The sequence below is a fragment of the Mesorhizobium ciceri biovar biserrulae genome (assembly GCF_001618845.1).
Classification (GTDB): Bacteria; Pseudomonadota; Alphaproteobacteria; order Rhizobiales; family Rhizobiaceae; genus Mesorhizobium; species Mesorhizobium ciceri.
The window spans coordinates 3843499-3857150 of sequence record NZ_CP015064.1 but is presented as its reverse complement, the minus strand read 5'-3'; the positions used below and the strand labels follow the sequence as shown (position 1 = coordinate 3857150).

General features: G+C 63.0%; 14 protein-coding genes. 10 read left to right on the top strand and 4 right to left on the bottom strand.

The annotated features are described in order from the left end of the window. The first annotated feature begins 6 nt into the window (after window positions 1-6). From A4R29_RS18070 to A4R29_RS33225, 8 genes are all read left to right on the top strand, one after another. Window positions 7-510 (top strand): RrF2 family transcriptional regulator, encoded by a 504-nt coding sequence (locus A4R29_RS18070; protein ID WP_063172517.1) that lies wholly within the window; start codon window positions 7-9, stop codon window positions 508-510. 43 nt (window positions 511-553) lie between these two features. Beyond that, window positions 554-1012, top strand: a complete 459-nt coding sequence (locus tag A4R29_RS18065) for a carboxymuconolactone decarboxylase family protein (RefSeq protein WP_027160675.1) — start codon at window positions 554-556, stop codon at window positions 1010-1012. Window positions 1013-1084: 72 nt separating this feature from the next. Next, the gene (locus tag A4R29_RS18060) at window positions 1085-1462 is read left to right on the top strand and encodes a DoxX family protein (protein ID WP_013530897.1); all 378 of its coding nucleotides are present in this window, start codon (window positions 1085-1087) and stop codon (window positions 1460-1462) included. Between the two features lie 114 nt (window positions 1463-1576). Then, window positions 1577-2638 carry a glycosyltransferase family 4 protein gene (locus tag A4R29_RS18055; protein ID WP_063172516.1) on the top strand — a complete coding sequence of 354 codons (1062 nt, stop codon included), beginning with the start codon at window positions 1577-1579 and terminating at the stop codon, window positions 2636-2638. 50 nt (window positions 2639-2688) lie between these two features. After that, a complete protein-coding gene (locus A4R29_RS18050) occupies window positions 2689-4851 on the top strand; it encodes an amylo-alpha-1,6-glucosidase (RefSeq protein ID WP_063172515.1) in 2163 nt (720 codons plus the stop codon). A gap of 142 nt (window positions 4852-4993) precedes the next feature. Further along, complete coding sequence (locus A4R29_RS18045; RefSeq protein ID WP_013530900.1) at window positions 4994-6775, top strand: alpha,alpha-trehalose-phosphate synthase (UDP-forming); 1782 nt, start codon at window positions 4994-4996, stop codon at window positions 6773-6775. A 53-nt stretch (window positions 6776-6828) separates the two neighbouring features. Beyond that, a complete protein-coding gene (gene otsB / locus A4R29_RS18040; RefSeq protein ID WP_032898633.1) occupies window positions 6829-7554 on the top strand; it encodes a trehalose-phosphatase in 726 nt (241 codons plus the stop codon). A 60-nt stretch (window positions 7555-7614) separates the two neighbouring features. Further along, window positions 7615-7872 carry a hypothetical protein gene (locus A4R29_RS33225; protein WP_024501507.1) on the top strand — a complete coding sequence of 86 codons (258 nt, stop codon included), beginning with the start codon at window positions 7615-7617 and terminating at the stop codon, window positions 7870-7872. 31 nt (window positions 7873-7903) lie between these two features. On the opposite strand, the gene A4R29_RS18035 is transcribed toward A4R29_RS33225, so the two are convergent. Beyond that, window positions 7904-8626: an SDR family oxidoreductase gene (locus A4R29_RS18035; protein ID WP_063172514.1), complete on the bottom strand. Its 723-nt coding sequence runs from the start codon at window positions 8624-8626 to the stop codon at window positions 7904-7906. Further along, complete coding sequence (locus A4R29_RS18030; RefSeq protein WP_063172513.1) at window positions 8626-9468, bottom strand: SDR family NAD(P)-dependent oxidoreductase; 843 nt, start codon at window positions 9466-9468, stop codon at window positions 8626-8628. Before A4R29_RS18030 ends, A4R29_RS18035 begins: the two co-directional genes overlap by 1 nt. A gap of 103 nt (window positions 9469-9571) precedes the next feature. On the opposite strand from A4R29_RS18030, the gene A4R29_RS18025 reads away from it, so the two are divergent. Continuing rightward, the gene (locus A4R29_RS18025; RefSeq protein WP_063172512.1) at window positions 9572-10459 is read left to right on the top strand and encodes a helix-turn-helix transcriptional regulator; all 888 of its coding nucleotides are present in this window, start codon (window positions 9572-9574) and stop codon (window positions 10457-10459) included. 200 nt (window positions 10460-10659) lie between these two features. On the opposite strand, the gene A4R29_RS18020 is transcribed toward A4R29_RS18025, so the two are convergent. Beyond that, window positions 10660-11295 carry a TetR family transcriptional regulator C-terminal domain-containing protein gene (locus A4R29_RS18020; protein WP_013530906.1) on the bottom strand — a complete coding sequence of 212 codons (636 nt, stop codon included), beginning with the start codon at window positions 11293-11295 and terminating at the stop codon, window positions 10660-10662. A 226-nt stretch (window positions 11296-11521) separates the two neighbouring features. On the opposite strand from A4R29_RS18020, the gene aptA reads away from it, so the two are divergent. Further along, window positions 11522-12850: an omega-aminotransferase AptA gene (aptA, locus tag A4R29_RS18015; protein WP_063172511.1), complete on the top strand. Its 1329-nt coding sequence runs from the start codon at window positions 11522-11524 to the stop codon at window positions 12848-12850. Between the two features lie 75 nt (window positions 12851-12925). Here aptA and A4R29_RS18010 read toward each other — a convergent pair whose 3' ends face one another. Then, window positions 12926-13564, bottom strand: a complete 639-nt coding sequence (locus tag A4R29_RS18010; protein WP_013530908.1) for a TetR/AcrR family transcriptional regulator — start codon at window positions 13562-13564, stop codon at window positions 12926-12928. Window positions 13565-13652: the final 88 nt, after the last annotated feature.

The following is a 13652-nucleotide window of genomic DNA, read 5'->3' as shown; positions in this document are numbered from 1 at the left end:
TGTTCGATGAAGCTGGGCGAGGGTGTTGAAGCAGCCATCCATTGCGCCGCCACGCTGGCCAGTGTGGAAGGCAATAGCACCATGCCGGGCGCCGCTCTCGCCGAGGCCTTTGGCCTTTCGCCGAGCTATCTGCTCAAGCATCTCAACATGCTGAGCGCGGCGCGCATCCTGGAATCGGTGCCCGGGCCTGCCGGTGGCTATCGGCTGGCGCGGTCAGCCGAGCGCATCACGCTGCTCGACATCGTGCTGGCCGTCGAGGGCCGCGAGCCGGCCTTCCGCTGCGGCGAGATCCGCCAGCGCGGTCCGGTGAAGCTCGATGCGTCGGCCTATGTGAAACCCTGCGGCATCAACGCCGCGATGCTGAAGGCCGAACGCGCCTATCGCGCCGCGCTCGCCGAGACCAAGCTGTCCGATATCGTGGCCACCTACGCGGCAGAAGGCGATCCTAGGTCGCTTGCTGCGAGCTGCGCCTTTGTCGAGCGCCACCAGCGGCCGCAGAAATCCAGTTAACCCCAAAACCTCAAAACCCAAGCAGACGTGAAAGGACAAGACGATGAAACAGAGACTGCAATTTTTCGCCAAAGCGCCGGAGATCATGAAGGCGGTGTCGGCGCTCAACAAGGCGGTGGACGAATGCGGGCTCGAGGTGAGCCTGCTGCACCTGATCAAACTCAGGGCTTCGCAGATCAATGGCTGCTCGTTCTGCGTCGAGATGCACAGCCGCGAGGCCAGGCGCGACGGCGAGACCGAGCAGCGGCTCTATCTGGTTTCAGCCTGGAAGGAATCGCCGCTGTTCTCGGAGCGTGAACGCGCGGCTTTGGCCTGGACCGAAGCCGTCACCCTGATCGCCAGCAATGGCGTGCCGGACGAACTTTATGCACGTACGCTGGAGCATTTCTCAGAAGAGGAGCTGGTCAAGCTGTCCGTTGCGCTCGGCATGATCAACACCTGGAACCGGCTGTGCATCCCGTTCCAGGCCATACATCCGATGCCGGCGGCCAAGGCTGCCTGATTGTCCAATCATGTTGGGAGCGCCGTAGAGAGCGCGCTCCCACTGCCTTGAACCTTTAAAGGGGAGAGTTTGATGCCTGCGGATTTGCCTTCGACCTTGTTGTTTCTCGCTCGCCTGCTGCTCGGCGGCGCCTTCGTTTTCGCCGGCCTGCGCAACATCCAGAACGCGGCCTTCCTGACCCAGCTGATGGCCGCGCGCGGTGTGCCGCAGGCGCGGTTGGCACTGTGGACTGGTATCGTACTTCAGGTCGCCGCCGGTGTGCTGGTCATCGCAGGATTGTGGACGGCACTCGCGGCCACGGTGCTGCTGCTGTTCCTCATCGTCGCCACGCCGATGTTCCACAATTTCTGGGACCATCAGGGTCCGGACCGTGCGTCCCGCATCAATGGCTTCGTCGGGAATGTTGCCCTGAGCGGTGGCTTTCTGACCCTGATCGCGCAATCCGTTTGACGCACAGTTCCATGCCGACTGCGGCCTCTGGTGCCGACGGCTCGACCATAAAATCGGAACCAATCGAGCCGTTGACGCATTTCACACCTGCATGCCCAGCATCCAGGATGAAATATGAAAATCGCCCATGTCGCGCCGCTTTATGAATCGGTGCCGCCAAGGCTCTATGGCGGCACCGAGCGCATCGTCTCGTATCTGACCGAAGCGCTGGTCGATCTGGGTCATGAGGTGACGCTGTTTGCCAGTGGCGACAGCCAGACCTCCGCGAAGCTGGTACCCAGCCGGGAACGCGCGTTGCGCCTCGATCCGCGTCCGCTCAAATCCGAGATCGCGGCGCATCTTTCGATGCTTGCGCAGCTGAGGGAACGGGCGTCGGAGTTCGACGTCATCCACTTCCACCTCAGCCACTTCCTGCACTTTTCCTTCTTTGAGGATATTGCGGAGCGGACGGTGACGACGCCGCATGGCAGGCTGGATTATGTCGACCTGGCGCCGGCCTATGAAAGGTTCCCGCGCTTTCCCCTGATTTCCATTTCGCACAGCCAGAAGGCGGGCCTTGCCAACGCCAACTGGTTGGCGACGATCCATCACGGATTGCCGACTGCTCTCTACGAGCCGACGTTCGAGACGGCCGCCGAAGAACCCTACCTTGCCTTCCTCGGCCGGTTCTCACGCGACAAGCGCCCGGATCGCGCCATCGAGATCGCCTTGCGTTCGGGGCTCAAGCTCAAGCTCGCGGCAAAGATCGGCGACGACGATCGCGCCTATTTCCGTGAGGTGGTCGAGCCTTTGATCGATGGCGATCGCGTTGTCTATGTCGGTGAGATCGAGGAAAACCAGAAGGCGGAATTTCTCGGCAAGGCGGCCGGCCTGCTGTTCCCGATCGACTGGCCGGAGCCGTTCGGCCTTGCCGCCATCGAGGCAATGGCCTGCGGCACACCGGTCATCGGCTGGAGTTGCGGTGCGCTGCCGGAGATCATCGATCAAGGCGTCACCGGTTTTATCGCTGACACAATGGATAGCGCGGTCGCTGCGGTGCCGGACTTGCTGCAACTCGACAGGCGAAAGGTGAGGGCCGTTTTCGAAAAGCGGTTCTCCGCCAGGAGAATGGCCGGCGACTATCTGGCCGCCTATGCGGGCCTGATCGGCGTCCCGAGCACGGCGAAGGCGTCTTGAGCGGCGACGTGCTCGAGCCACGGCAACGAAACAACAGGGATCTGTGACGAATGGCCCAACTCGATGAGCGCCAGCTCGATCCTGCGGTTGCGCTTGCATCGCTCGACGCCACCGCCCCTCGCGAGCCGCATCGGTTGTTTGCGCTCAAGCAGGGCGATTGCTTCGCCGTTGCCGACGCCTATGGCGACATACGTGGCGCCGGCGACGGTTTCTTTCGCGACGACACGCGGGTCCTTTCCGAGTTCCGGCTGACCGTCGGCGGCAGGCAGACATCTCTGCTCGGCGCCTCGCTCAGCCAGGACAATGTGCTGTTCACCACCAATTTGACCAATCTGCCGATACAGAGCGCCGGTGGACGCGACATCCCGCAGGGAGCCATTCACATCGAACGCGTCAGACTGCTTTGGCAGGACAGGCTGTTTGAACGCATCACCCTTTCCAATTACAGCCGGGAACACTCGACGATCAGCGTTTCCCTGCACTACTCCGCCGATTTCCGCGACATGTTTGAAGTGCGTGGCTCGACACGGCTGAAGCGCGGGCTGGCCCATGCCGCCGAAACAAACGCGACGTCGGTCCTGCTGCGCTATGATGGGCTCGATGGCCTGGCCCGCCTCTCGGCGATATCGTTCTCGCAGGCGCCGGACCAACTGAGTGCCAACCGTGCCGATTTCCTGATCGCCGTGACCAAGCGTAGCAGGAAGGTGCTTTATGTCGAGGTCGGTCCCGCGGTAGCCGACAAGCCCGACCGCGACCGGTTCCGCGCCGCTGCCGCCCGCGCCCGCTTTGGCATGCGGGCCAAACGTCGCCATGGCGCGACGGTGCGCAGCTCGGGCCGTGTCTTCAACGACTGGGTCGAGCGCGCCCGCGCCGATGTCGCGCTGCTGACCACCGAGCTGGCGACCGGCCCCTATCCCTATGCCGGCATCCCCTGGTTCTCGACGGCGTTCGGCCGCGACGGTGTCATCTCGGCACTGCAGATGCTGTGGCTCAATCCGGGATTGGCGCGGGGCGTGTTGGCCTTTCTGGCCCAGCATCAGGCGACCGAGACATCGCCGTTCAGCGATTCGCAGCCGGGCAAGATCATGCACGAGACCCGCAAGGGCGAAATGGTGGCGCTGCGGGAGCTTCCCTTTGGCCGCTACTACGGTGGCGTCGATACGACACCGCTCTACATCTATCTTGCCTGTGCCTACGCCGATCGTACCGGTGACATGGCGTTCATCGACGGCCTGTGGCCGTCGCTGTGCGCCGCGGCCGAATGGACGGAGGAGGCGGGCCGGGAGACCGGATTCGTGACTTACCAGCGAGCGGCCGAGTCCGGCCTCGCCAACCAGGGATGGAAGGACAGTTTCGATTCGGTCTTCCATGCCGATGGCCGCATTCCCAAGGGCCCGATCGCCCTTGTCGAAGTGCAGGGCTACGTCTTTGCCGCCTTCCGGGGGCTGGCGGCACTTGCCCGTCGCCGGGGCGAGAACGACAGGGCCGACCACTGGGATGATCGCGCCGAAGCGATGCGGGTTGCCGTGGAACGGGATTTCTGGCTTGACGATCTCGGCTTCTATGCGCTGGCAATCGACGGTGCCGGCGAGCCCTGCAAGGTGCGGACCTCGAATGCGGGGCATCTGCTCTTTGTCGGATTGCCTGAGCCGGCGCGGGCCCAGATGGTGGCTGACCAGCTGCTTTCCGCCTCCTTCCATTCGGGCTGGGGACTGCGGACGCTCGCCGACGATGCCGTGTTCTTCAATCCGATGTCGTACCACAATGGCTCGATCTGGCCGCACGATACCGCCCTTTGCGGTGCCGGGCTGGCGCGCTATGGCGAGCGCGAAAGCGTGGTTCGCCTGATGAGCGGCACGTTCGAATCCGCGGTCCATTTCAACATGCGGCTGCCCGAACTGTTCTGCGGTTTTACACGTGCGCCGGGCGAAGCACCCATCGCCTATCCCGTCGCCTGCCTGCCGCAAGCGTGGTCGGCGGGCTCCGCTTTCATGTTGATGCAGGCCTGTCTTGGCCTGGAGATCGACGGCTGGGAGGGTGAGATTCGCGTCGGCCGCCCCAGGCTGCCGATCGGCATCGACACGCTGACACTGCGGCACCTGGGCGTCGGCGACCGGGTCGTCGATCTCACCTTCCAGCGCGTCGGCGACCGGGTCGTCGCTTTCCTGGCCGACCGCCATGAAGGGCTGGTGCCGCTCATAGTAAGAACATGATCCGAACAAAATTGGCGGAACCGATCCAGGCCTTGTGCGTTGCAAAAACACTGGTCCGAACGCCGACCACGTGGCCGGCGGACCGTTTCAAACGGGAAACACGAACAAACGGTCGCCGACGGCCGGGGTGAGTTGACGTTCAATGACAAACTACGGTGCGGACCTGCTCTGGGTTCTGATTTTCGCGAGCCTCGGTTTTTCCGCTCTTGCCGTATTCCTCTCCATATCGCGGCACCGTCGCCGTCATCCTCCTGCCGTCCCACATACGGCAGGCGAAGATGTGGCGGCGGAGGCCGCGCGCAAGGTGATACGGGAGTTCGAAAAGAACGGCCAATCGGCCGATGCCGCGCTGGTGACCTGGTCGCCAGAAACATTGCGCAAGATCCTGGCCGACGATCTGCCCGATGCGCAGGTTATCGTGGTGTCCAATCGCGAGCCGTACATCCACAATGTGAAGGACGACGGCGTCGAGTTGCTCGTCCCGGCCAGCGGGCTGGTGTCGGCGCTCGAGCCCATTACCCGCGCCTGTGCGGGCACCTGGATCGCCTATGGCGGCGGAACGGCGGACCGCCTTACCGTCGACGACCACGATCGCGTGCAGGTGCCGCCTGGCAACCCGTCCTACACGCTGCGCCGGGTCTGGCTGACGGAGGAAGAGCATCAGGGCTATTATCTCGGTTTCGCCAATGAGGGCCTTTGGCCGCTTTGCCATATCGCCTTCACCCGGCCGATTTTTCGTGCCTCCGACTGGGCTGCCTATGAAGCCGTCAACCGGAAGTTTGCCGATACGGTGGTTGCCGAGGCGCGCAACGAGCGGCCGATCGTGCTGGTCCAGGATTACCATTTCGCGCTGCTGCCGCGCATGATCCGCGAGCGCTTGCCGGAGGCGATCGTCATCACTTTCTGGCACATCCCGTGGCCAAATTCGGAAGTGTACAGCATCTGCCCATGGCGTGAACGCATCCTCGAAGGCCTGCTCGGCAGCTCGATCATCGGCTTCCACACTCAGTTCCATGCCAACAATTTCACCGAAAGCGTCGATCGCTTCCTGGAAAGCCGCATCGAGCGGGCCGATGCGGCCATCTCCTACGGCGGACGGACCACATTGGTGCACGCCTATCCGATTTCGATAGAATGGCCGGCGGACCTGCTGGCGAAACTTCCCGCTGTCGACGATTGCCGCGCTCGCATGCGCGAGAGGTTCGGCCTTAAAGCGGATGTGAAGCTGGCCGTCGGGGTCGAGCGCCTCGATTATACCAAGGGCATTCTCGATCGGTTTCACGCTTTGAACGAATTGTTCAAGCGACAGCCTGAGTGGATCGGAAAACTGGTCTTCCTGCAGATCGCGGCACCCAGCCGCGGCACGCTGCCTGCCTACAAGCTGCTCCATGACGAGTGCCACCGTTATGCCGAAGAGCTCAACCGGCGTTATGGCAGCGAGGGCTACAGGCCGGTGATCATGGTGGCCGAACATCACTCGCAAGAACAGGTCTACGAGATCTATCGGGCCGCCGACATATGCATGGTCACCAGCCTGCATGACGGCATGAACCTCGTCGCAAAGGAATTCGTCGCCGCGCGCGACGACGAGCAGGGCGTTTTGATGCTCAGCACATTCGCCGGCGCCTCGCGCGAATTGCTGGAGGCGCTTATCGTCAACCCTTACGATGCCGCCATGATGAGCGGAGCGCTGTTGCAGGCACTGACCATGTCGCCCGAAGAACAGCGCGAGCGCATGCGCCCCATGCGCGAGACAATCCGCAACAACAATGTCTATCGCTGGGCCGGCAGCATGCTTCTGGATGCGGCACGTTTGCGCAAGCGCGGGGACCTCGATCGGGTGACCGGTGCCGTCAGCGACCCGCCGCCCAGCGTCGACAATGTCGTCTCCATTTTTGAGCGCAGACGGGTGGCGATGTCATGAGCGATGCGCTGCAAAATATTGTTGGCGAGACCCTGCACAAGCCGCAGGCCGTCATGGAGAAACCGCACACTGTGCTGACCGGCGAATGGGCGTTGTTCCTCGACATCGACGGCACCCTGCTGGAACATGCCGAACACCCGGACGCGGTCTCGGTCAGCGACGAGCTCCGCTCCTTGCTGCAAGGCCTGGATCGCAAGCTGAACGGGGCATTGGCCTTCATAACAGGCCGTTCCGTCGCGGCTGTCGATCATCTGTTTCAGCCTTTGAAGCTGCGCGCCGCCGGGCTCTATGGCCTGGAACATCGGCTCCTACCGAACGACGACGTCGAAGTCGCGGATGAGCCGGCGGATATTTCTGCGCTTGCCGACGAGATCGAGGCCGAGCTCGGTCGTGGCGCCTATATCGAGCGCAAAGGACGGGTGCTGGCCATCCACACGCGCGCCGCCCCGCATCTGCTTCCGCGCGCGACGCAGCTGGTCGAGCAGGCGCTGGCCACGCTGCCAAAGGGCTACCGGGTGGTTCCCGGCAATGCCGGTGTGGAACTGCTGCCGCTCGAGGCCGCCAAGGGCGCCGCGATCCGGCGTTTCATGGAAATTGCGCCATTCACGGGCCGTCGCCCGGTCTTCCTGGGCGACGACACGTCGGATGAAAACGGTTTTGAGGCCGTCAATGATGCCGGCGGCATATCGATCCGCGTCAAACCACCAGCGCACACCGCAGCGCGGTACGGGCTTGCCGACGTTGTCGAGACGCTGGCCTGGCTGAGAGGTCAACTTTAGATCCAGCCGACGCAACCGCGATCGCGCCTCCTGGAAAGGGCAAGGAAAGGAACGGTTTCGATGGGACGCTTTGCACAATTGGTCCGAGAGATCACCCCGAACTGGCTGCACTCTCGCTCCTCCCGCCATGACATTGCCGACGTTTCACCGTCCGACGCGGATTTCAGCTGGCAAGAGGCGATCGACAACAAGATGTATGGGGCTGATACGCCTGATTATTCCTATGTTCCGGAAAAGACCGCTTCAGATGCGGTGAGACCGGGCGGTGACAGCCCCGGCGAAAAGAGCGTGCGGGGCGGTCCAAAAAGAGCCAATTGAGGGTGAAAAGCCTGTCGGCGCCCGAGGAACGCTACGCCGCAAATCGCAGTCCGCCGTCGCAGGTCAGCACCTGACCGGTCATGAAGCCGTTGGAGACGAGGAAAGCTATTGCCGCGGCAACGTCTTCGGCGCGACCGATGCGGCCGACCGGGGTCCTGCCGGCATAGTCGGCAAACAGCGCCTGCCTCTGCTCCTCGGCCAGAAAGTCCCACCAGGGCGTGTCGATGACGCCTGGCGCCACGACATTGACGCGCAGCGGTTTCAACTCCATCGCCAGGATCGGCACCACGGTCAACAGCATGCCGTTGATGGCGGCGATACCGGCGACGCCGGGCGTTGCGAGCTGCGCCGACACCGCCGAGATGAAGGTGACCGATCCGGCCTTGTTGAGTGTCGGCAAGGCGGCCTGCAGGCAGGACAGCTGCGGGCGGACCTTTTCCTCCACGCCACTGCCGATGTCACTCAGGTCAAGCGCCGGGAACGGGCCGAGGCCCTTGCCGCCGCTGGCCGCGAGCACCAGATGGTCGAATGGACCAAGGCGCTCGAAGAACCGGGTGACTTCATCCGGCTTCGAGGCGTCGAATGCAGCCTTCCCGGCAGCGCCGCCAAGACTCTTCCAAGCGCTCTTCAGTTTCTCCTCGTTGCGCCCGGTGATGGTCACCTTCATGTCCGGGCCAAGCAGTTTGCGCGCCGTCGCCAGCCCGATGCCGGACGAGCCGCCGATGACGACGGTGTGTTGGATTGCCTTGGTCATCAATGCTGTTCCTTCGATGTGGGGGAGGCCGGGCCGATGAGATCGAGGCTCAAGCTTCTCAGCTGTTGCCTTGCCTTGGCGTCGTAGGCCTGAGCATCGGCGCGGGATTCCCGCAGGCCGTCGAAATAGAGGCCGCTTTTTCCGTTGTGCGCGGGTGAGGTTGCGAGGTTGAGGATGGCGTCGGCACCGGTCTCGACCGAGCTCCACGGCGTCACCCCGGCCTGCCGGACCATGGTTGTGTTCATGTAGCTCGCCGGATGCAATGCGTTGACGGTGACGCCGGTGCCTTTCAACTGTTCGGCCAAATCGACGGTGAACAGGATCTGCGCCAGCTTGCTCTGGCAATAAGCGCGCACCCCGTCATAGGAGCGGGTCAGCATGACATCGCTGAAGTCGATCGCCTGCTGCCCCGCAGAGGCGACATTGACGATGCGCGCCGGCGCACTCACCTTCAGCAATGGCAGGAGCTCCGATGTCAGCAGGAAACCGGCGAGATAGTTGACGGCGAAGCGCAGTTCATAGCCGTCGGCACTCACCTGCCTTTTGGCACCTTGGCCCGCTGTGCCGATGCCGGCATTGTTGATGAGGATGTCCAGCCGGTTCGTCCGGGCGCGCACCGCCTCGACGAGGTGGCGCACCTCGGCCAGCGAAGAGAGATCGGCGACCAGAAGCTCGGCCTTGCCGCCGGCGGCTTCGATCTCGGTGACAACAGCCTTGCCGCGCGTTGCATCGCGGCCGTGCACCAGCACACGGGCGCCCGCGGCGCCGAGCCGTTGCGCGACAACGCGGCCGACGCCGTCTGTCGAGCCGGTGATGAGGATCGTCTTGTCTTTGAGTTCCATGTTCAGAGCCTCCGTTCTGTTGCTCTGAACGGAAGATGGGGCAGTTGGCGCTGGCCAAACAGTTCAAACTTTATCCTGGTATCAATACTGCTATAATACGCGCATGGAGTCCCAACCTCACGCGGCCCCCACACGTTCGGCTGAAGACAGCCGCCGGCGCGAACTCGGCGCCTTCCTGCGCTCGCGCCGCGAAAGGCTGACGCCCTCGGCCACAGGCATCGCCATCGGTCTCAGGCGACGTACGCCGGGCTTGCGCCGCGAGGAGGTGGCGATGATCGCCGGCGTCGGCACGACCTGGTACACATGGCTGGAGCAGGGGCGGGAGGTCAGGCCCTCGGTCGAGGTGCTGACGGCACTTGCCGAAGCACTGTGCCTCGACGCCGCCGAAAAACAGCATCTTTTCATCCTCGCCGACCGCCAGCAGCCGGAGCGCCGTGCCGTAGCGCCGGAAAAGGTCGATGGCCCGTTGCTGCACATGCTGCAGAGCCTGGTGCTGCAGCCGGCCTATGTCGTCGGGCGGCGCTGGGACGTGCTGGCCTGGAACCCGGCGGCGGTGGCGGTGTTCGGCGATTATGGCCTGCTGGAGGGTGACGCCCGCAACATCGTCCACATGGTGTTCACGAGCCCGCATCACCGGCACCTGCTGGTTGACTGGGAGCAACTGGCGCGCACCGTGCTGGCCTCGTTCCGGGCCGCGAGCGCCCGCTATGTCGGCGATCCGGATTTCGAGCGGCTGATCGAGTTGATGACCCGTTCGAGCCCCGAATTTCGTGCCTGGTGGCCGCAGCGCGACGTCGCGCATCGGTTGTCGGGGGTGAAACATGTCCGGCACCCGAGCGCGGGCGCCATGACCTTCGAGCATATGAGCCTGTCGATCGGCGACGGCTCGGGCATGAAGCTGATCGTCTACACGCCGTTAGCCGAGCAGAATTCGATCGCCAAGCTGCAGGCATTGCTGGACGCGCTGCCGGCCGAGCGGCGCAGCGCCTGAGGTTGGCTGGCGTCCCCCTCGGCTTCGTCGTCCACGGGCGAAGCGGACGCGGAGACCCGGGGATCCATGCCGGGACGTTTGCCGAAGAGTACTACGGAGCAGAATTTGGACCTTTGCGGCGCGTTGAAGTCGCGGCATGGATTCTAGGGTCTGCGCCGCGTCGCTTCGCTCCTTGCTTCGCCCTAGAATGACGAAACCATTTAGCCCTTCGGCTTCAGCCCATCGAGGAACAACTGCTCGAGAAATCTTGCCGCATCCTCGAAGCGGCCGTCGCCGCCGCGGTTCGGTCCGAGCACGGCGCGGACCTGGACGTCGAAATCGGCATAATGCTGCGTCGTCGCCCAGATCGAGAAGATCAGGTGCCACGGGTCGGTCTTGGCGATCTTGCCGGCGCGCATCCAGCCCTTGATGACGGCGGCCTTCTCGTCGACCAGCGTTTTCAGTTCGCCCGCCAGCAGCGGCATGATGCGCGGCGCGCCTTGCAGAATCTCGTTGGCGAACAGCCGGCTCTCGCGCGGAAAATCGCGCGCCATCTCCAGCTTGCGCCTGATGTAGCTGCGCAGTTCGGTAAGGGGATCGCCAATGTCGTCGAGTTCGCGCAGTGGCGCCAGCCAGGTGTCGAGCAGGCGCTGCATCAGCGTTTCGTGGATGTCTTCCTTGCGCCGGAAATAATAGAGCAGGTTCGGCTTCGACATGCCGGCAGCTTCGGCGATCTGGTCGATGGTCGAGCCGCGAAAGCCGTTGGTGGAGAAGACCTCAAGCGCCGCCTCCAGGATGAGTTCGCGCTTTTCCTGCTGGATGCGGGTGCGGCGAGGGGCATCCGTGCCGATGGTCACCGTTGCAAGCCCTCGTGTTGAGGCTCATCTGGACCAATTCTCTGGACCAGTTTTTCCCTAGCCTGTGGAACGCACTTCAGGTGCCGCATTTCCGCTAGTAATCCTTGACCGCCTACAGGGCGGTGCTAACGTTTGTCCAATCGGTCAAAAATTTGCGTAGCATGAAAACGCGGCAAAGACCAAGCGTTGGGCGCAGCGAAACAGTTTACAAGGGGAAGTCCTGGTCATGTCCAACCGGCTGAAAGTCACGCCGAACGATCTCAGTGCATTCTGGATGCCGTTCACGGCAAACCGGCAGTTCAAGCAGGCGCCGCGCATGATGGTGTCCGCCAAGGACATGCATTACACAACCAGCGACGGCCGCAAGGTGCTCGACGGCACCGCCGGCCTGTGGTGCGTCAATGCCGGCCACTGCCGTCCGAAGATCACCGAGGCGATCCAGCACCAGGCTGCCGAACTCGATTATGCGCCGGCCTTCCAGATGGGCCATCCGATCGTGTTCGAACTGGCCAACCGCCTGGTCGACCTGGCGCCCAAGGGCATGGACCATGTCTTCTTCACCAATTCCGGCTCGGAATCGGTCGAGACCGCGCTCAAAATGGCGATCGCCTATCACCGTGTGAAGGGCGAGGGCTCGCGCACCCGGTTGATCGGCCGCGAGCGCGGCTATCACGGCGTCAATTTCGGCGGCATCTCGGTCGGCGGCATCGTCACCAACCGCAAGATGTTCGGCACGCTGCTCGGCGGCGTCGACCATATGCCGCACACGCATCTGCCGGAAAAGAACGCCTTCACCAAGGGTGTGCCGGAGTATGGCGCGGACCTCGCCAACGAGCTGGAGCGTATCGTCGCCCTGCACGACGCTTCGACCATCGCCGCCGTCATCGTCGAGCCGGTCGCCGGCTCCACCGGCGTCATCCTGCCGCCGAAGGGTTATCTGGAGAAGCTGCGCGAGATCTGCACCAAGCACGGCATCCTGTTGATCTTCGATGAGGTCATCACCGGTTTTGGCCGTCTCGGCACACCGTTCGCCGCCGACTATTTCGGTGTCACGCCCGACATCATGACCACCGCCAAGGGCGTCTCCAACGGCGTCATCCCGATGGGCGCGGTGTTTGTGAAGAAGGAGATCCACGACGCCTTCATGACCGGCCCCGAGCACATGATCGAGTTCTTCCACGGCTACACCTATTCGGGCAACCCGATCGCCTGCGCGGCCGCACTCGGCACGCTTGACACCTACAAGGAAGAGGGCTTGCTGACCCGTGGCGAGGAGCTGGCGCCGTACTGGGAAGACGCGCTGCATTCGCTGAAAGGCGAGCCGAACGTCATCGATATCAGGAACATCGGCCTGATCGGTGCGATCGAGCTGGCGCCGATCGCCGGCCAGCCGACCAAGCGGGCCTTCTCGGCCTTCGTCAAGGCGTTCGAGCGCGGCGCGCTGATCCGCACCACCGGCGACATCATCGCGCTGTCGCCGCCGCTGATCATCACCAAGGGCCAGATCAACGAATTGATCGACCATGTTCGCGATGTGCTGAGGTCAATCGATTGACGGACTGACGCGGTCGGTTGAGGTCGGCGCGGCAGCGCGCCGACCTGACCTTTGGCTTGCAACGAACCATTACAGTCAGGCGGGCAACGCACCGATCCCGGTCAGGATCACCCGCTTGATATTTTCCTTGGCTTCCCGCCATTGCCGGTCGGACAGAGGTTTTCCGCCATTGAGTGTCTCGATCTGATGGCCGAAATCGGCGTAGTGCTGGGTCGTAGCCCAAAGCATATAGAGCAGATGGCGCGGATCCACCGGGTCCATCTTGGCTTCCTCGATCCAGCGCCTGATGATCTCGACGCGGCCGTCGGTCCATTCGCGCAGCGTCGATTCCATATAGTCCTGAAGCACCGGCGCCCCGTGCATCACTTCGGAGGCCCAGACCTTCGAGCCGTCCGGATGGCGGCGTGATATTTCCATCTTGGCGTCGATATAGGCACTGATGCCGTCTATGGGCCCGCGCGCCGCGTCGAAGCAATTGGCCGCCTGTAGCCAGATTTCAAAGATGTTTTGAACGACCGACCGGTAAAGCTCTTCCTTGGTGGCGAAATAGTAGTGGAGATTTGCCTTCGGCAATCCCGCCAGATCCGCAATCAACTGCATCGTGGCGCCGCCAAACCCTGCCTCCGCAAACACCTTCTCTGCAGCGACGAGAATGGTTTTTTCATTCTCTCGGCGGATCTCCTGTCGCCGCATGGGGCGGGTGGGTTCTGCCATGTCTACCCCAAGATTCTAGTTGACCGCTTGGTCAGGTTGTGTAGTTTAAAAGCTGACCATACGGTCAAGCTGTAAATCACTCAAGGGG

Excerpts from the sequence above, each read along its gene's own strand:
- A4R29_RS18070 (WP_063172517.1), top strand. The coding sequence starts at position 7 with ATGAAGCTGGGCGAGGGTGTTGAAGCAGCCATCCATTGCGCCGCCACG.
- A4R29_RS18065 (WP_027160675.1), top strand. The coding sequence starts at position 554 with ATGAAACAGAGACTGCAATTTTTCGCCAAAGCGCCGGAGATCATGAAG.
- A4R29_RS18060 (WP_013530897.1), top strand. The coding sequence starts at position 1,085 with ATGCCTGCGGATTTGCCTTCGACCTTGTTGTTTCTCGCTCGCCTGCTG.
- A4R29_RS18055 (WP_063172516.1), top strand. The coding sequence starts at position 1,577 with ATGAAAATCGCCCATGTCGCGCCGCTTTATGAATCGGTGCCGCCAAGG.
- A4R29_RS18050 (WP_063172515.1), top strand. The coding sequence starts at position 2,689 with ATGGCCCAACTCGATGAGCGCCAGCTCGATCCTGCGGTTGCGCTTGCA.
- A4R29_RS18045 (WP_013530900.1), top strand. The coding sequence starts at position 4,994 with ATGACAAACTACGGTGCGGACCTGCTCTGGGTTCTGATTTTCGCGAGC.
- otsB (WP_032898633.1), top strand. The coding sequence starts at position 6,829 with ATGGAGAAACCGCACACTGTGCTGACCGGCGAATGGGCGTTGTTCCTC.
- A4R29_RS33225 (WP_024501507.1), top strand. The coding sequence starts at position 7,615 with ATGGGACGCTTTGCACAATTGGTCCGAGAGATCACCCCGAACTGGCTG.
- A4R29_RS18035 (WP_063172514.1), bottom strand. The coding sequence starts at position 8,626 with ATGACCAAGGCAATCCAACACACCGTCGTCATCGGCGGCTCGTCCGGC.
- A4R29_RS18030 (WP_063172513.1), bottom strand. The coding sequence starts at position 9,468 with ATGGAACTCAAAGACAAGACGATCCTCATCACCGGCTCGACAGACGGC.
- A4R29_RS18025 (WP_063172512.1), top strand. The coding sequence starts at position 9,572 with ATGGAGTCCCAACCTCACGCGGCCCCCACACGTTCGGCTGAAGACAGC.
- aptA (WP_063172511.1), top strand. The coding sequence starts at position 11,522 with ATGTCCAACCGGCTGAAAGTCACGCCGAACGATCTCAGTGCATTCTGG.
- A4R29_RS18010 (WP_013530908.1), bottom strand. The coding sequence starts at position 13,564 with ATGGCAGAACCCACCCGCCCCATGCGGCGACAGGAGATCCGCCGAGAG.